Here is a 12,318-nt window from a genome sequence, read left to right as displayed (position 1 = left end):
GTGGGAGTTCCCATGTGAGAGTAGGTCATCGTCAGACGCCAATTTCGGTGGAGTGGTAGTTCAGTTGGTTAGAATACCGGCCTGTCACGCCGGGGGTCGCGGGTTCGAGTCCCGTCCACTCCGCCAACAATTTCGACAAACCCAGCCTTGAGCTGGGTTTTGTCGTTTCTGGCGTTTGAAAAAATATGTATACGGAGTGGACTACCCGCATAGGGTTGTACTTCGCTGGGCATTAATCGCACCTTCAGGGGTTTAACCCATCCCTGGTGCGCCGCCCGGCTCAGCATCCTGCTTCGCGTTTTTCGCGCTGCGAAACTGCGTTTCGGTCGCTCAAAACCCACTCCGCCAACAAACGAAATAGCCCTGACCTTACGGTCAGGGCTTTTTTCGTTTTTGGCGTTTGAAAATAGACAATACTCCTTTTCATAACCAATCCCGCTGAAGACGGATCTGCCTCTTTGAACCTGCTGTTATCGCTCAACCTCGAAACCGCCTCTCTGACGGACGTCAGAGTCCAGCGTTCTTAAGTGAGTGCTCTCTGATACAACAGACATTCGAGCCCAGTACTTGAATAAAGAAATGTCACTGGATACCGGCGTTCGCCGGCAGGGCGTTGGGAGGGATGGTTGGCTGCTGTAAGCTCTGAACTATTTTATGAGCCTACCCTTATCGCCCAACCCCGAAACCGCTTCTCTGACGCACGTCAGAGCCCAGTGCCCTTGACGAGTTGTCAGCATCAACAAACATTTGAGCTCGATGACATTGAATAAGAAATGTCACTGGATACCGGCGTTGGGGGGATGGTTGGCTGCTGCAAGCTATGAACTATTTTATAAGCCTACCCTTATCGCCCAACCCCGAAACTGCTTCTCTGAACTTACCGTCATCACCTAAACCCCAAAACTGCTTCTCTGAACCTGCCGTTATCACCTAACCCCAAAACTGCCTCTCTGACGAACGTCAGAGCCCAGCGTCCTTAAGTGAGTGCTCTCTGATACAACAGACACCCGAGCCCAGAACTTGACCAAGAAATGTCACTGGATACCGGCGTTCGCCGGCAAGGTGTTGGGGATGGTTGGCTGCTGCAAGCTTTGAACTAATTACCCTTATCGCCTAACCCCGAAACTGCTTCTCTGAACCTACTGTTATTGCCCAACTCCGAAACCGCTTCTCTGACGCACGTCAGAGCCCAGTGTCCTTAGAGTGCTTTTTACAGCATTGGGTGCACTCTCAAGAAGCGGGCGAAGCGGGGAATGCCATTTTCTGTGGTGCCATTGTAGCGGAAGGTGACTATGCTGCCTATTGGTGGTGGCGACGCTCTTTCGGCATCACTAAAGCCACTGCCAATCTTGAATTGCTTGCCGTCTTTGGTTTCTACCACAATAGCACCCATCATGTCGGTGTACTTGCCTTTGCCAGCGACGTGATCGATCACTAAGGCTTCATCGTCTTGATGTAGCTTGAGTTTCATCACTTGATGCGAGCGGCCAGGAAGATAGTGATTGTCTTTGTGGTGCAGCATTAAGCCTTCTGCGCCTGAGTCACTAATCCATTTTATCTTTTCATCTAATTGCTTCTGATTGCTGACTTTAAATTGCGGGATAGCTCGAATGTGGGGGCTGTTAAGCTCTCTGGTAAGTGCCTTAAGGGTTTGGTAGCGCTTTTCAAAGGGTTGCACATTGTTTGGAATGTCGAACAGGTAGAAGCCAACCTTGCGCCACTCCAGTTCGTTAGGTTGCTGGTCTCTTACTGTCGATAACAGTCGACTGAATTGCCCTCTGCCTATCCACAGTTCACCCTCCAGCTCAAAGTCGGGCAGCGATTGAGTAAACCACTTGGGTGCCATGATCTGATTGCCACTGCGACTGATTAGCTTGTCTCCGGTCCAATAGGCTCTGACGCCATCGAGTTTTTCGCTAATGAGGAACTGGCTGATGTTGGCTTGTTGCAGGTAATCGGTCGCCAGCATGATCTCCGGTGAGTCAGCTTGTACCTGAAATGGAAATACGCTGAATGCCAGTGTGGAAAACACACCTATTTTGTTATTGAGCATACAACCTCCCTGTTTGACCGCTCAGGCCATTGAGTTTAGCCGTTGTGGAAGGGTTTGAAAGCAAGTCCATTTGCTTTCTGTTGTCGCTTATTCCACTTCGCAGTTATCTCGGCTAACAAAGCTTTGCAGAACGAGCGGGCCGAACTGATCGCCGGTGTTGAGGGGAATGGAGCAGGAGGTATGAATATCTAAGGTTTGTACCTTGCCATCAGCACTAAGTAGCAGCTTGGTCTGGGCGGGTAGACGCCCAGCTCTACCTCGTTGGCCATTAGCCGTTACCGTTAGCTCGCCTCCGGTGGATACGGTGGGGGTTAGCACTAGAATGTCACGCTGGGTTTCATCTAATCGGAACTTGTGACGGAAGGTGGTCACCGAGATGGTCGGGGCATTATTAAGATCGCCGGTACACTTAAAGTCGTCACCTTGATCGTTATTGGATGCATCACAGCTGCCGCCGACATAGGTAAAGGTGAGAGTTTTAGGGCGACACTCGCAGGCATTTTCACTCACTTGCGGCGTAGACAGACCCGCGGCTAACCAGACGAACGACGCTGGGTCGACGGTTTTAGGTTCATCGGGGTTAAGGTCGCTGAGGGGATCGGTTTGCGACAATATCTCGACTTCAACGAAATCTACGCCAGCTGGAATGGGTACGTTCCGCACGTAATCATCCCACTCTTCGCCGCGGTTGCCCATCAGCACATTGACGTCTTTGATCTCATTGGCAGCGTCGTTGCCCACTCGGATGATCACCACGGAAGGGCGATCGTCACCGGTTTGGCCACTGCCTTCGACGCTGGAGACGAACATCGACAGATTAGCAAAGCGTTCACTCGTACTGGGGGCAAAATTAAACCGAACCGGCACAGTCGAACCAAGAGTTTCAGAGAACTTCACACTGCCTGGGTAATTTCGCTCCCACCATGCGGCATCGTGGCCATCGACGAGCTGCAGGCTACTGCTGGAGCCATCACTGTAGATCACCATGATACCTGCGCCATTTCGGCCATCGTCGCCAAAGTTAGGGTTAGGCAGGGCAATGAGATCCAGCCCTGAGATCAACAGGGTGTTAGTGCCCATCTGAACCAGATTGAGATCCGTGATGTCAGCGCGAATGGTGGCGCTGTAGGCGTTGTAAAAGGCGGTATCTGGGGAGCCGCCAAAGCCTTCAACGTATTCACCTATCACGGTGCCGGTGACGGGAGTAGTAACACCAGAGCCCATGCGTTCAACGTCAATGTCGACGTCGTAGGCGAGATCCTCGTCGAACACTTGCCAATACAGCAGCACTCTTTCAATGGTTTCACCTGGGTTTACATCAATGGAGATTGTGCCAGGGGTTTCTGGCAATGAATGTAGGCCTGTGCCTGAGATCCGGATTTTGCTGCCCCGTTGCAGGGCTTCTATAAGCATTTGGTTGTCAGTGGTATTAGCGATGGGGCCGAGCATCTCGTTACCCTCGGAAAGGGTGGAAGCACTGAATAATATAGAGACGCTACAGAGCAGATTTATGGCTAGCTTAGAACCGCTAGCTTTGAGTTTTGAAGGCATGAGTGGACTCCTTGCGATCGCTTGGATCGGCAATAACAGGAACGCTCAAGGAGTATAGGCAAGATATGGCCGACAATAGTCGATCTCGCAAAATTACTGGACATTTTATGAAACTGAATGCGACTGAAATTTGAAGAGACAAAGGCGTCGTGGCCAGCGATGAAAGAAGTGCTCACAATTTTCCGGCTCTACAAGGGGAGAACCTCGTAAATTATTGGTTTGATTTCAGTCAGTTTTAGATAAGCTGGATCGATTAGAGGCCAATGGTCTCGTCAGCCGAATGGGTTGATGAGAAAACGAAAATGAGGAGTCGAGATGTTCAAGCGAGGCACTATCGCAGCAATGTTGGTGTTGGCCGCAGCCGCCGCAACCGCAAAAAATAATGAATTTGCGCCCTACGGGTTCATCGATGAGATGCCCTACGCCATGGGGCAGTGCTTTAACAACATCATCGAGATTGATGGGGTTGCTGCCGATTTCGAGCTTGAAGCCACCTTCGATACCGTTTCCGCCATCGGCAAGCAGCGAACCTACAGTGGCGACCGCTGCGCGGTGTTCCTGTTTAATGACGCGGTTGTTGGCGTGATGGAAGGTTACATGGGCACCCCTGAGAAAGCCGAGTGGCTGATTAAAGATGACGGCGTGCATCTTTATGGGCCCAATGGCACCTACTCGGCGGCGATGGAATACGCTCTGTCTACTCGCGAGCATAAGAAGGTGATGTACCTGCACGACATCGAAGGTTCATTCGATGACAGCGTCAACCTAGAGGTCGCCATGACGGTGCGCCATAAAGGTTACAACACCGTATTGCCACAGGATGGTTTTGTGGCATCCGGCGGTGCCGATTTTTTCTTGGCAGGGGTAAAACGCGCGGTTGAGAACCAATACGAGTACGGTGTGCACTCCTGGGGCGCCGATGACGGCGAAGCGATGGACTTCCCTCGTAACCATCCTGTTCACCAAGAGTATCTGGAGTTTTACCGCGAACTGGGCATCAATGAATCCTTCTACTGGTTTACTCTAGAAAGCGCCCCAGCCAGTGACATCCACCTGATGAGCCGAGATGAAATGGACGGCTTTAACCTGATCAATGCCAGCTTTGAAGCCGCGATAAAGTAGTGTGTGGGGAGGTTTGGCTTTTGTTGGGCAAACCTCCTGATCTGGTTGGTTTTTTTGTGTAACTAACTGGAAAATAATATTAAATGGCGTAAATTGGTTGCCATCTATGCACCAGCTTTTGGCTTGAATCGATGGACCACGTCACCGCCAATTACTATGAGACTAATGCTGATTCGTTAGCGCAGACTTACGATGCTTTATCGTTCGAGCAGGTGCATGCGTCGTGGCAATCGTTTTGGCCCAAGCAAGATTGTCGCAGCGTGTTCGCATTGGATATCGGCGCAGGCAGTGGTCGTGATGCAAAATGGCTAGCTGCTCGAGGCGCTCAAGTAGTGGCGGTTGAGCCAACAAAGGCACTGAAAACCATTGGTGAGCTCAATACGGTTGGGCTTGCGGTGAACTGGTTGAGTGATTCACTTCCTGAGTTTTCCCAAGTGTCCAAATTGGGGATGCGCTTCGACCTGATTCTTGTAAGTGCGGTGTGGATGCACGTCCCTCATTCCGCTCGCCCGCGCGCGTTCCGCAAGCTAGCTCGGTTGCTTAATCCCGGTGGTCGATTGGTGATTTCGCTGCGTCATGGCGCTTTTGATGATGGCCGTAAGCAGTACTCGGTATCCACGCAAGAGCTAGAGACGCTGGCCAAAAAACATGGCCTAGTATTCACCCAAGTTACCGATGCTGACCGTGATGCTCTGGGGCGAGCTCAGGTGAGCTGGCAAACTGTAGTGCTAAGCAAGCCTGAAGATGGCAGCGATAACCTGACGACCATTCGTCATGTGATTCTAAATGACAGTAAGTCAGCCACTTATAAGTTGGCACTGCTCAGAACCCTGTTGCGCATTGTTGATGCTCACCCCGGCTCACTGATTGATCGCAGTGATGGCAAGGTTGCACTGCCTGCGGGCTTAGTGGCGCTGTATTGGACTCGCCAGTTTCTGCGCCTTTGCCATATTGGCAATCTGCATCAAAGCCCAAGAACTAACAGTAAGCTCGGGTTTATTAAGCAGGGTTGGCAAGCATTGATAGATCATCGCTTTGGCCCAGATGACCTGATGGTGGGGGCGTACCTTAACGAGCAGGAGGCGGATGCATTAAAGCGAACGTTTCAAGATGTGCTCAAAACCATCAAAGAGGGGCCTGTCACCTTTACCTATCGAGACAACCCGGATCAACCACTGTTTTTACTTGAGCGTCGGAGCCCCAGAGGTAAAGGGGCGGTGCTGCTAGATAACGAGTATTTCGCCAGCTTTGGCAACTTCATTTTGGATGAGAGCTTGTGGGACTGCCTGCGAACCTATCACAGCTGGATTGAGCCATTAGTAACTCAAGAGTGGGTAAATGAGATGCGCCGCTATAAGTGCAATCAGGAGCAAGAGCATCGCTCAGTTCAGCCTGTTTCCCTCGGTGATTATTATGAGCACCTGAAATGGGTGGACCCCAAACACGACACCTCCTTAATTCGCCAGAAGATGACCTCATTACACCAAGCGGGGTATCGGCTGCAAAGCGTTTGGAGTGGCGATGCGATAACGCCTCGAAGTGCCCACGTCGATCACTGCCTTCCCTTTGCCCACTGGCCTAATAACGACCGTTGGAACCTGCTACCAGCAACCAGCTCAGAGAACACCAGCAAATCGGATCGACTGCCCAATCCTAGCCGCTTAACTGAGTCTCGGTCGCGGGTGTTGGAGTGGTGGCAAGCGGCCTTTAGCGAAGAAGCCGAGCGCAACCAGTTTTTTGCACAAGCACAAGTGTCTCTGGCCAGTCTCGAATTTGGTTGTCGGGAGTTCGAAGCGGTTTATGAAGCCATGGGTCTGCAAAGTGCAGGTCTTAAGAATCGACTGCAGTTGCGGGAGTGGTAGGGTGAAGGCTTGAAAGTGTAGAGAGGAGGAAGGCGTAACACCTGAGTGTTACGCCTTTCTGTATATGGTGGCCCCTTAGGGGACTGATAAAGGCCACCAAAACCAGATAAATCAACGGGTAATCAAATAAAAATAACAAGCCGTGTTACCAACGATGTTACTAAAATGCCGAGGTAAGCTGTTGAGACCCTGAATCAGTCAAAGTCATAACTACCCTCTGCACTAGGGGAAGTGCTACTAACCTTCTGCTCCGGATTACCGTCAATGATACCTAACAATACATCGGTCGTTCTTTGCCGCCTGATATAAGACGCTAAATCCAACGAATCCGGCACGGGGTAACCGGACTCAGCTATGAATGTAGCTATCTCGACCGGTGTGTCGTCTTGCCGCTTCCGATGATGCACAACACGCTTCACTTTTCTTGCCAACTGCTTGTCCTGAGAGTCAGGCACTGAAGCAGCGTAACCTGGCCTCAATGCCTTCAGTGTCGCCGTGATGCAGTACTCGATAAGCATCGAAATCTCCTCATTCGAGAGAGATTCCGGTTTGTCATAACCGCACGATTCGGCTACGGCCTCAATTTCGGCCAAAGACAGGCCCGACAGGTGCAACTTCTTAGTTACTAGCCCAGATTCCTTACGTCTCTTGCTGACATTTCTCTGTCGCTCTTGATCAGAAACAGGCATATCCACACAGAGCCTCCTCGATACCAACTAACTGATTTTTACCCCGTCTCACCTTTCGAATCAAGAGCACAGCACCACCCGTGAGGCTCACGCGCAAATCTGCCTATAATACTGATATATATGACTTTATATCGTGAGGCTCACGAAGAAAAAGCTAAAAGCAGAAAAACTGTGAACCCGTTGCTGTCATGCACAAACAGGAGCAAAACAATGACAGACATACGGTTAATGAAACTTCGTGAGGTGTTGGGGACGACCGCACTATCAAGATCGACCCTATACCGTCTGATTTTAGCCAACAGATTCCCTGCCCCCGTAGAACTCAGTGGCCCCAGAAACGTTGCGTGGAGATCATCCGAAGTCTCCGAATGGATTGAGAGTAGACAAACCGCAAAGTGGGCACTCTGTGGAGGTAAGCAATGAACTACTCGATCTCTAGTTGGAGCGAATTCGAAAGTCATAAAGATGCTGTCAAAGAGAACAAGCGACGGATTAAATGGCTAGAGAAATCGGGGGAAAATGCATGCTGGGAGCTAGCTTCTAGGCTACGTGAGTGCATCGAAGACCAGATCGAGTGTAGAAGCCTTGCTTGTAAGGTCTGCAATCGAAACTACCGTGAGAAAATGCTTTCACAACTGCTCTGTGAAATCGAAGCTAGCGATCAGCAGTGGCAGATGATCACACTAATTGATTATGAATATGCTTGTAGCAACAAAGGTCCCAAGAGCTTTGATCTGGGAAGGTCGAAAGACAACTTAAGAAAAGCGATCTCGCGCTCTCATTTTGAAGGGCCAATCTTTGGTTGTATAGAGTTTGATTACCATGATGACCCTAAGCTCTGGCTGCCACATTATCATCTAATTTCAACTAGAACGGCAGCAAATGATTGTGCCTATAAAAAGCTAAAAAAGTTCTATAAATCAAAATCAGCGAAACATATAAGAGACGGTGTTATAGCTAAGCCTACTCATCGCCGAGACATCAGTGAATTTATTGAAGGAGTTTCCTATCCATACAAGATTATGTGGAGGAAAGTTGTTTCCTTCGAAACAAAACATGACAAAAGAACTAGGAAAGGCACTAAAAAATATGCGCTAAAAGGAACTCAGCTTTGTATCTCATTGCTGAAATTGGATAGCATTAGTAGAAGGCAAATACAATTCACATACAATCTCACGAAGCCAATCAAGGGCATCCTTGTCCGAGACACAAGAAGAAGATACTGGTAATGAACCGTATAGAAGCTACACCCATCTATATTTCGGGGTATTATAGCTATACTAACTAACAACACTACAGCAGGTTCATATTATGTGAGCCTGCTTCGCTTCTAACCCAGTTGACATCAAGGTGGAAAGGCCACAACATCCTCTATCAAAATAGATTTTTTTATATCTTGGTGATCGCAGATGGCTTACCCTAGAAATGACAACCCTCTAGAAGAATTGATCCTAGAGATCCGAGAGCAGCAAGCTCTACAGAGCCAAGCATATAAAACAATTGAACTAAACCGTACTCACCTAGCGATTCGCTCTGACTGCCAGAAAGTCATTGAGCAGACCTCAAAGAAGATACGTGAACTAAAGTTAGGCTCTAATATTTCCCCAAGAGAATATGATGTCTATATGGGAGAGCTAGAAACTAAGCTTGCTATATATGAGCTTCACAACCCTGCTCCTCAGAAACCGCAACCGTGCGCTCACAACATAACGGAATGGCGCTTGAGATATAATAGGGATAGTAGTACACGAGTTGTTGAGCAATGCCTGAGTTGTGGACGTAACCTTAGAGATAGAAGAAAGGCAGATTCACCCGGCTGGGAGCACTATCCTATATTTGACAAAAGTATCCAAAGGGTAGAAGACAACGAGTATCGGGTATGGTGCGAGAAAAGAGGTGAAGTCGTATCAGAGCATCTGAGGAATAATAGAACTTACGCCAATTTCAACAGGGAAGAATTTGTTAAGGAATATACAAAGACAAACCCTGAACCAACTTACCCTGAATACTGCGACCACCCCCAAACAGAGCTTACATTAAGAAAATTCAGCCCTAGCAACTTATCAGTTGTCGAACAATGCCAAGTATGTGGAAAACACGTCAGAAGCATTCCAAAGAAAACCGTCTTGGACATTAATAGCCTTAGCGCCTTCGACGAAAATCTTGAAGAACAAACTCGAAATATCTGGATTCAGTGGAATAATAGATTACATAATGCTTCTAAGAAAGCTAATCTAGAGAAGATAGAAGAGATAAGACGAAAAATCTCTTTGGGCGAGGTAACTGACGAAGACAGCTCAACTTTTGGCACTTACTACAATACTGAGGAGTGGAGTAAGACTAGAGATAGAATACTTAATCGAGACGAATGGCAATGCCAATCTTGTCATAAGCCTGCGCAGTGTGTGCATCATATTGTGTATGACCGATTAGGCCGCGAAAACGACCTCGACCTTATATCACTCTGCCATAATTGCCATGACGGAGTTCATGCTTATCAAGACACTCAAATGTATGGATACCGCATGACTCCATCAGAAATTATGCACTCAAGATTCTGATTCTACCAGAATGTTTTCTAGGCAATCTTTATTGGCAAAGTCTATAGTCTTTGCTGCCAACAACTGGGATATAGCGTGATAACCTTCTACGTCAGTGTTGGATGATGAAATAAATGTCTTACCTATCGGGAAGTACTTTTTATACTTTTTGATCCAAGAAACCTTCTCTGTAGTTATGAAAACAATGTCTGCCATCAACAACCGGTTGATTACTGATGGCATATACTCTTTTCTATCATAACTTGAGTCTGGGTTGCCCATTGAAAAGATAGAAACGTAATTTGATTCGACTTTCTCATTTGCTTTCTTAGAGATAGTTGATATTCCGCTAGGTAAAGAAATGGCCACTTTACAACTTGACAGATTAGCTATATTTCTCGCAGCTATTTTTTCATATTTACTTGGCCCAAGAACTACTGAAAGTCTATTCTCAATACAGAATTTTGATACGCATTTTATTTCATTACTTTCTTCTTCATCCGGTGATGAACTAGAAATAATTGTGACATCATAGCGCTCTGGGATATCACCTAATACGAATAAAGGCCTATCTGTATAGCTTTTAATTCTTTCTGGATATCTTGAGTCAACATTTTCGATCGTAGATATTTCAAGCTCACTCAACGCTTTCTTTCTGCTTTCAAAGGAAGCAAAAGTAGACTCCGCATTTACTGAGCTAATTGGCTCGAACACTAATATATCGTGCTCGAGCTCACCAAGATACTTGGAGATGAGATTTTTAACTCTATCCCAATCTAAGCCACCATGCCCACAACCCAGAGCGGGTAGCGTTATGGTTGAACGCTCTTTATCAACAAGATAGTCATGCATCCACTGCAAACCGCTCTCTATATATTCATATTCAGAAGGCTTTCTCCAGTGATCTTTCGTAGGGAAGTTAACTATCTCAAGAGCCTTGGAGAACATATCTCCCTCTTTCCATAAATGCGGCTTGCCCGGCCGTATCTCACCCAGTTTACATAAGCGAGCATACTCCTTAAACATCTCTGGAAATTTTGTTTTAAAGGCAGCAGCAACTCCTTTCCCCATGACACCAACACAATTTACTGTGTTTACTCTAACATCAGCATCATAGTCAAAGAAATCGCCTTGTTTAAATTTAATCATAAGTAGTCCCAATCACGGCAAACGCTGCATCCATTCCTCTTTACTTCTTGAAATAAAAGCGTCAAGTTGGGCACTCCAGAAGAAACAGATGGAAGATACATCAGCAGTACTAAGTGCAATCAACATTTTTAGTTGTGTCTTGCTTTTTACTGTATCAAATAATTGCTTTTCGTCTCTTCCATTACCACATATGTCACCTAGCAAATCATCATAAGCGATTAACATAAGGACTAAAGAGACAGTTTGGTCATCTAGCTTAACAAATTCTTCTTTGAGAATTCGGCGAGCCATCTTTAGTGAGCTGAAAACGTGATTATGATCTGGCTTACTCATCACATGTTTAGGCCAGCGTTCTTTTGGCCCCTTACCAATATCATGAAAATAAGCAGCTAGCTTAACTATATCTTTCAATTCATCTGAAAGTTCTTGGTATTCTGCAATGCCATCAAGCCCATTAACAACCTTACGCGTATGTTCTCCTACATCACAGTTGTGAGGAGGGTAGTTCGCCATGAGACCGTCTATATCAGAAAGTTCTTTAATCAAATTGAAGTCAGCCCCCAATTTGTCCAATGCATCTCTTACAGAGACGAACTTGGGGGTTGTAGCAGGCGGAGCCTTACAGACATCTGTTATCGCTTCATCAAGTTCTCTTTTTAACCTTTTCGGCCCAACCCCTATCAACCGACCACTCCAATCAAAATAATGGTCACTATTGATAAAAACTTTTGGAGCCCCAACACCTAAATCACGAAAAATTTTGAATAACTGGTTTGCAATTTCCTGACTCTGAACAATAAAGTGTGATACATCAGCCAAGCTCACAGATTGTTTAACCAGCAGCTCAGCCATTTTCTGGTTAGTTTCAGCAGGAGGATACGTCCATTTCCGCGAATCAATAATAGGCCAGTTAAGAGTTGTTAGCTGTTCAAGATTCTCTGAGTTATAAAAGTTAGGTGGGACTTCGGTATTAGCTGAAGCGTCTGTAAAAACAGCATCCTCTCTGCTAGTAAGAATCGTGATAGGAATAGCAAGATAAACAAGTTCATCTTGATCAACATTCCTCTTGTTGATCACCGCTAGCAACATTGGAGTTTTCTTTGCAAAGTAAAATGGTACATAGTCATGTACACAACCACCAGGATTACAGGTCACCTCCATCTCACTTCTTCTTTTTTGAATGCCCTCTTCAGCAACATTAATATGCACAATTCCTTGCCTAGCTTTCTCTGATGTGCAAAGTAATCCATTTTGAATTATTGATGCAATATTATCAATAGAAGTAAAGTGGTATGCATAACGTTCGGCTAACTCTGTTGGTACTGTCATAACTTTTCCCCGTCAACAACTAA

General features: G+C 46.9%; 10 protein-coding genes and 1 tRNA gene. 6 read left to right on the top strand and 5 right to left on the bottom strand.

Annotation, left to right across the window (positions count from 1 at the left end):
* Positions 1–49 precede the first annotated feature (49 nt).
* Positions 50–126: transfer RNA gene (locus FCL42_RS15555), tRNA-Asp, on the top strand.
* A gap of 1,084 nt (positions 127–1,210) precedes the next feature.
* Here the strand turns inward: FCL42_RS15555 and FCL42_RS15550 are convergent.
* Complete coding sequence (locus FCL42_RS15550; protein WP_136864338.1) at positions 1,211–2,053, bottom strand: DNA ligase; 843 nt, start codon at positions 2,051–2,053, stop codon at positions 1,211–1,213.
* A gap of 87 nt (positions 2,054–2,140) precedes the next feature.
* On the bottom strand, positions 2,141–3,604 hold the full coding sequence (locus FCL42_RS15545; protein ID WP_136864337.1) for a DUF7467 domain-containing protein: 1,464 nt from the start codon (positions 3,602–3,604) through the stop codon (positions 2,141–2,143).
* 315 nt (positions 3,605–3,919) lie between these two features.
* Here FCL42_RS15545 and FCL42_RS15540 point away from each other — a divergent pair, with 315 nt between their 5' ends.
* A complete protein-coding gene (locus FCL42_RS15540; protein WP_136864336.1) occupies positions 3,920–4,726 on the top strand; it encodes a hypothetical protein in 807 nt (268 codons plus the stop codon).
* A gap of 131 nt (positions 4,727–4,857) precedes the next feature.
* Positions 4,858–6,588, top strand: coding sequence for a methyltransferase domain-containing protein (locus FCL42_RS15535; protein WP_136864335.1), 1,731 nt, complete (start codon positions 4,858–4,860; stop codon positions 6,586–6,588).
* Between the two features lie 194 nt (positions 6,589–6,782).
* On the opposite strand, the gene FCL42_RS15530 is transcribed toward FCL42_RS15535, so the two are convergent.
* Entirely contained in the window at positions 6,783–7,283 is a 501-nt protein-coding gene (locus FCL42_RS15530) for a hypothetical protein (protein ID WP_136864334.1), read from the bottom strand.
* Positions 7,284–7,397: 114 nt separating this feature from the next.
* On the opposite strand from FCL42_RS15530, the gene FCL42_RS22060 reads away from it, so the two are divergent.
* The 3 genes from FCL42_RS22060 to FCL42_RS15515 all read left to right on the top strand — a co-directional run bounded on the left by FCL42_RS22060 (position 7,398) and on the right by FCL42_RS15515 (position 9,838).
* Complete coding sequence (locus FCL42_RS22060; protein WP_324612884.1) at positions 7,398–7,700, top strand: helix-turn-helix transcriptional regulator; 303 nt, start codon at positions 7,398–7,400, stop codon at positions 7,698–7,700.
* Positions 7,697–8,506 (top strand): hypothetical protein, encoded by an 810-nt coding sequence (locus FCL42_RS15520; protein WP_136864332.1) that lies wholly within the window; start codon positions 7,697–7,699, stop codon positions 8,504–8,506. The genes FCL42_RS22060 and FCL42_RS15520 overlap by 4 nt, the downstream gene beginning before the upstream one ends.
* Positions 8,507–8,686: 180 nt before the next feature.
* Positions 8,687–9,838, top strand: coding sequence for an HNH endonuclease (locus FCL42_RS15515; protein WP_136864331.1), 1,152 nt, complete (start codon positions 8,687–8,689; stop codon positions 9,836–9,838).
* Here the strand turns inward: FCL42_RS15515 and FCL42_RS15510 are convergent.
* Together FCL42_RS15510 and darT are read right to left on the bottom strand one after the other, a co-directional pair.
* Positions 9,827–10,966 carry a macro domain-containing protein gene (locus FCL42_RS15510; RefSeq protein WP_136864330.1) on the bottom strand — a complete coding sequence of 380 codons (1,140 nt, stop codon included), beginning with the start codon at positions 10,964–10,966 and terminating at the stop codon, positions 9,827–9,829. The two genes, FCL42_RS15515 and FCL42_RS15510, sit on opposite strands and share 12 nt — an antisense overlap.
* A gap of 12 nt (positions 10,967–10,978) precedes the next feature.
* Positions 10,979–12,295, bottom strand: a complete 1,317-nt coding sequence (gene darT / locus FCL42_RS15505) for a type II toxin-antitoxin system toxin DNA ADP-ribosyl transferase DarT (protein ID WP_136864329.1) — start codon at positions 12,293–12,295, stop codon at positions 10,979–10,981.
* Positions 12,296–12,318: the final 23 nt, after the last annotated feature.

It is taken from the genome of Ferrimonas aestuarii (genome assembly GCF_005116665.1).
In the GTDB taxonomy this organism is placed as follows: domain Bacteria; phylum Pseudomonadota; class Gammaproteobacteria; order Enterobacterales; family Shewanellaceae; genus Ferrimonas; species Ferrimonas aestuarii.
Note: the sequence above shows the minus strand (reverse complement) of the source record. Positions and strands in the feature narration are given on the sequence as shown.

Excerpts from the sequence above, each read along its gene's own strand:
- FCL42_RS15535 (WP_136864335.1), top strand. The coding sequence starts at position 4,858 with ATGGACCACGTCACCGCCAATTACTATGAGACTAATGCTGATTCGTTA.
- FCL42_RS15510 (WP_136864330.1), bottom strand. The coding sequence starts at position 10,966 with ATGATTAAATTTAAACAAGGCGATTTCTTTGACTATGATGCTGATGTT.
- FCL42_RS15515 (WP_136864331.1), top strand. The coding sequence starts at position 8,687 with ATGGCTTACCCTAGAAATGACAACCCTCTAGAAGAATTGATCCTAGAG.
- FCL42_RS22060 (WP_324612884.1), top strand. The coding sequence starts at position 7,398 with ATGACTTTATATCGTGAGGCTCACGAAGAAAAAGCTAAAAGCAGAAAA.
- FCL42_RS15540 (WP_136864336.1), top strand. The coding sequence starts at position 3,920 with ATGTTCAAGCGAGGCACTATCGCAGCAATGTTGGTGTTGGCCGCAGCC.
- FCL42_RS15520 (WP_136864332.1), top strand. The coding sequence starts at position 7,697 with ATGAACTACTCGATCTCTAGTTGGAGCGAATTCGAAAGTCATAAAGAT.
- FCL42_RS15550 (WP_136864338.1), bottom strand. The coding sequence starts at position 2,053 with ATGCTCAATAACAAAATAGGTGTGTTTTCCACACTGGCATTCAGCGTA.
- darT (WP_136864329.1), bottom strand. The coding sequence starts at position 12,295 with ATGACAGTACCAACAGAGTTAGCCGAACGTTATGCATACCACTTTACT.
- FCL42_RS15545 (WP_136864337.1), bottom strand. The coding sequence starts at position 3,604 with ATGCCTTCAAAACTCAAAGCTAGCGGTTCTAAGCTAGCCATAAATCTG.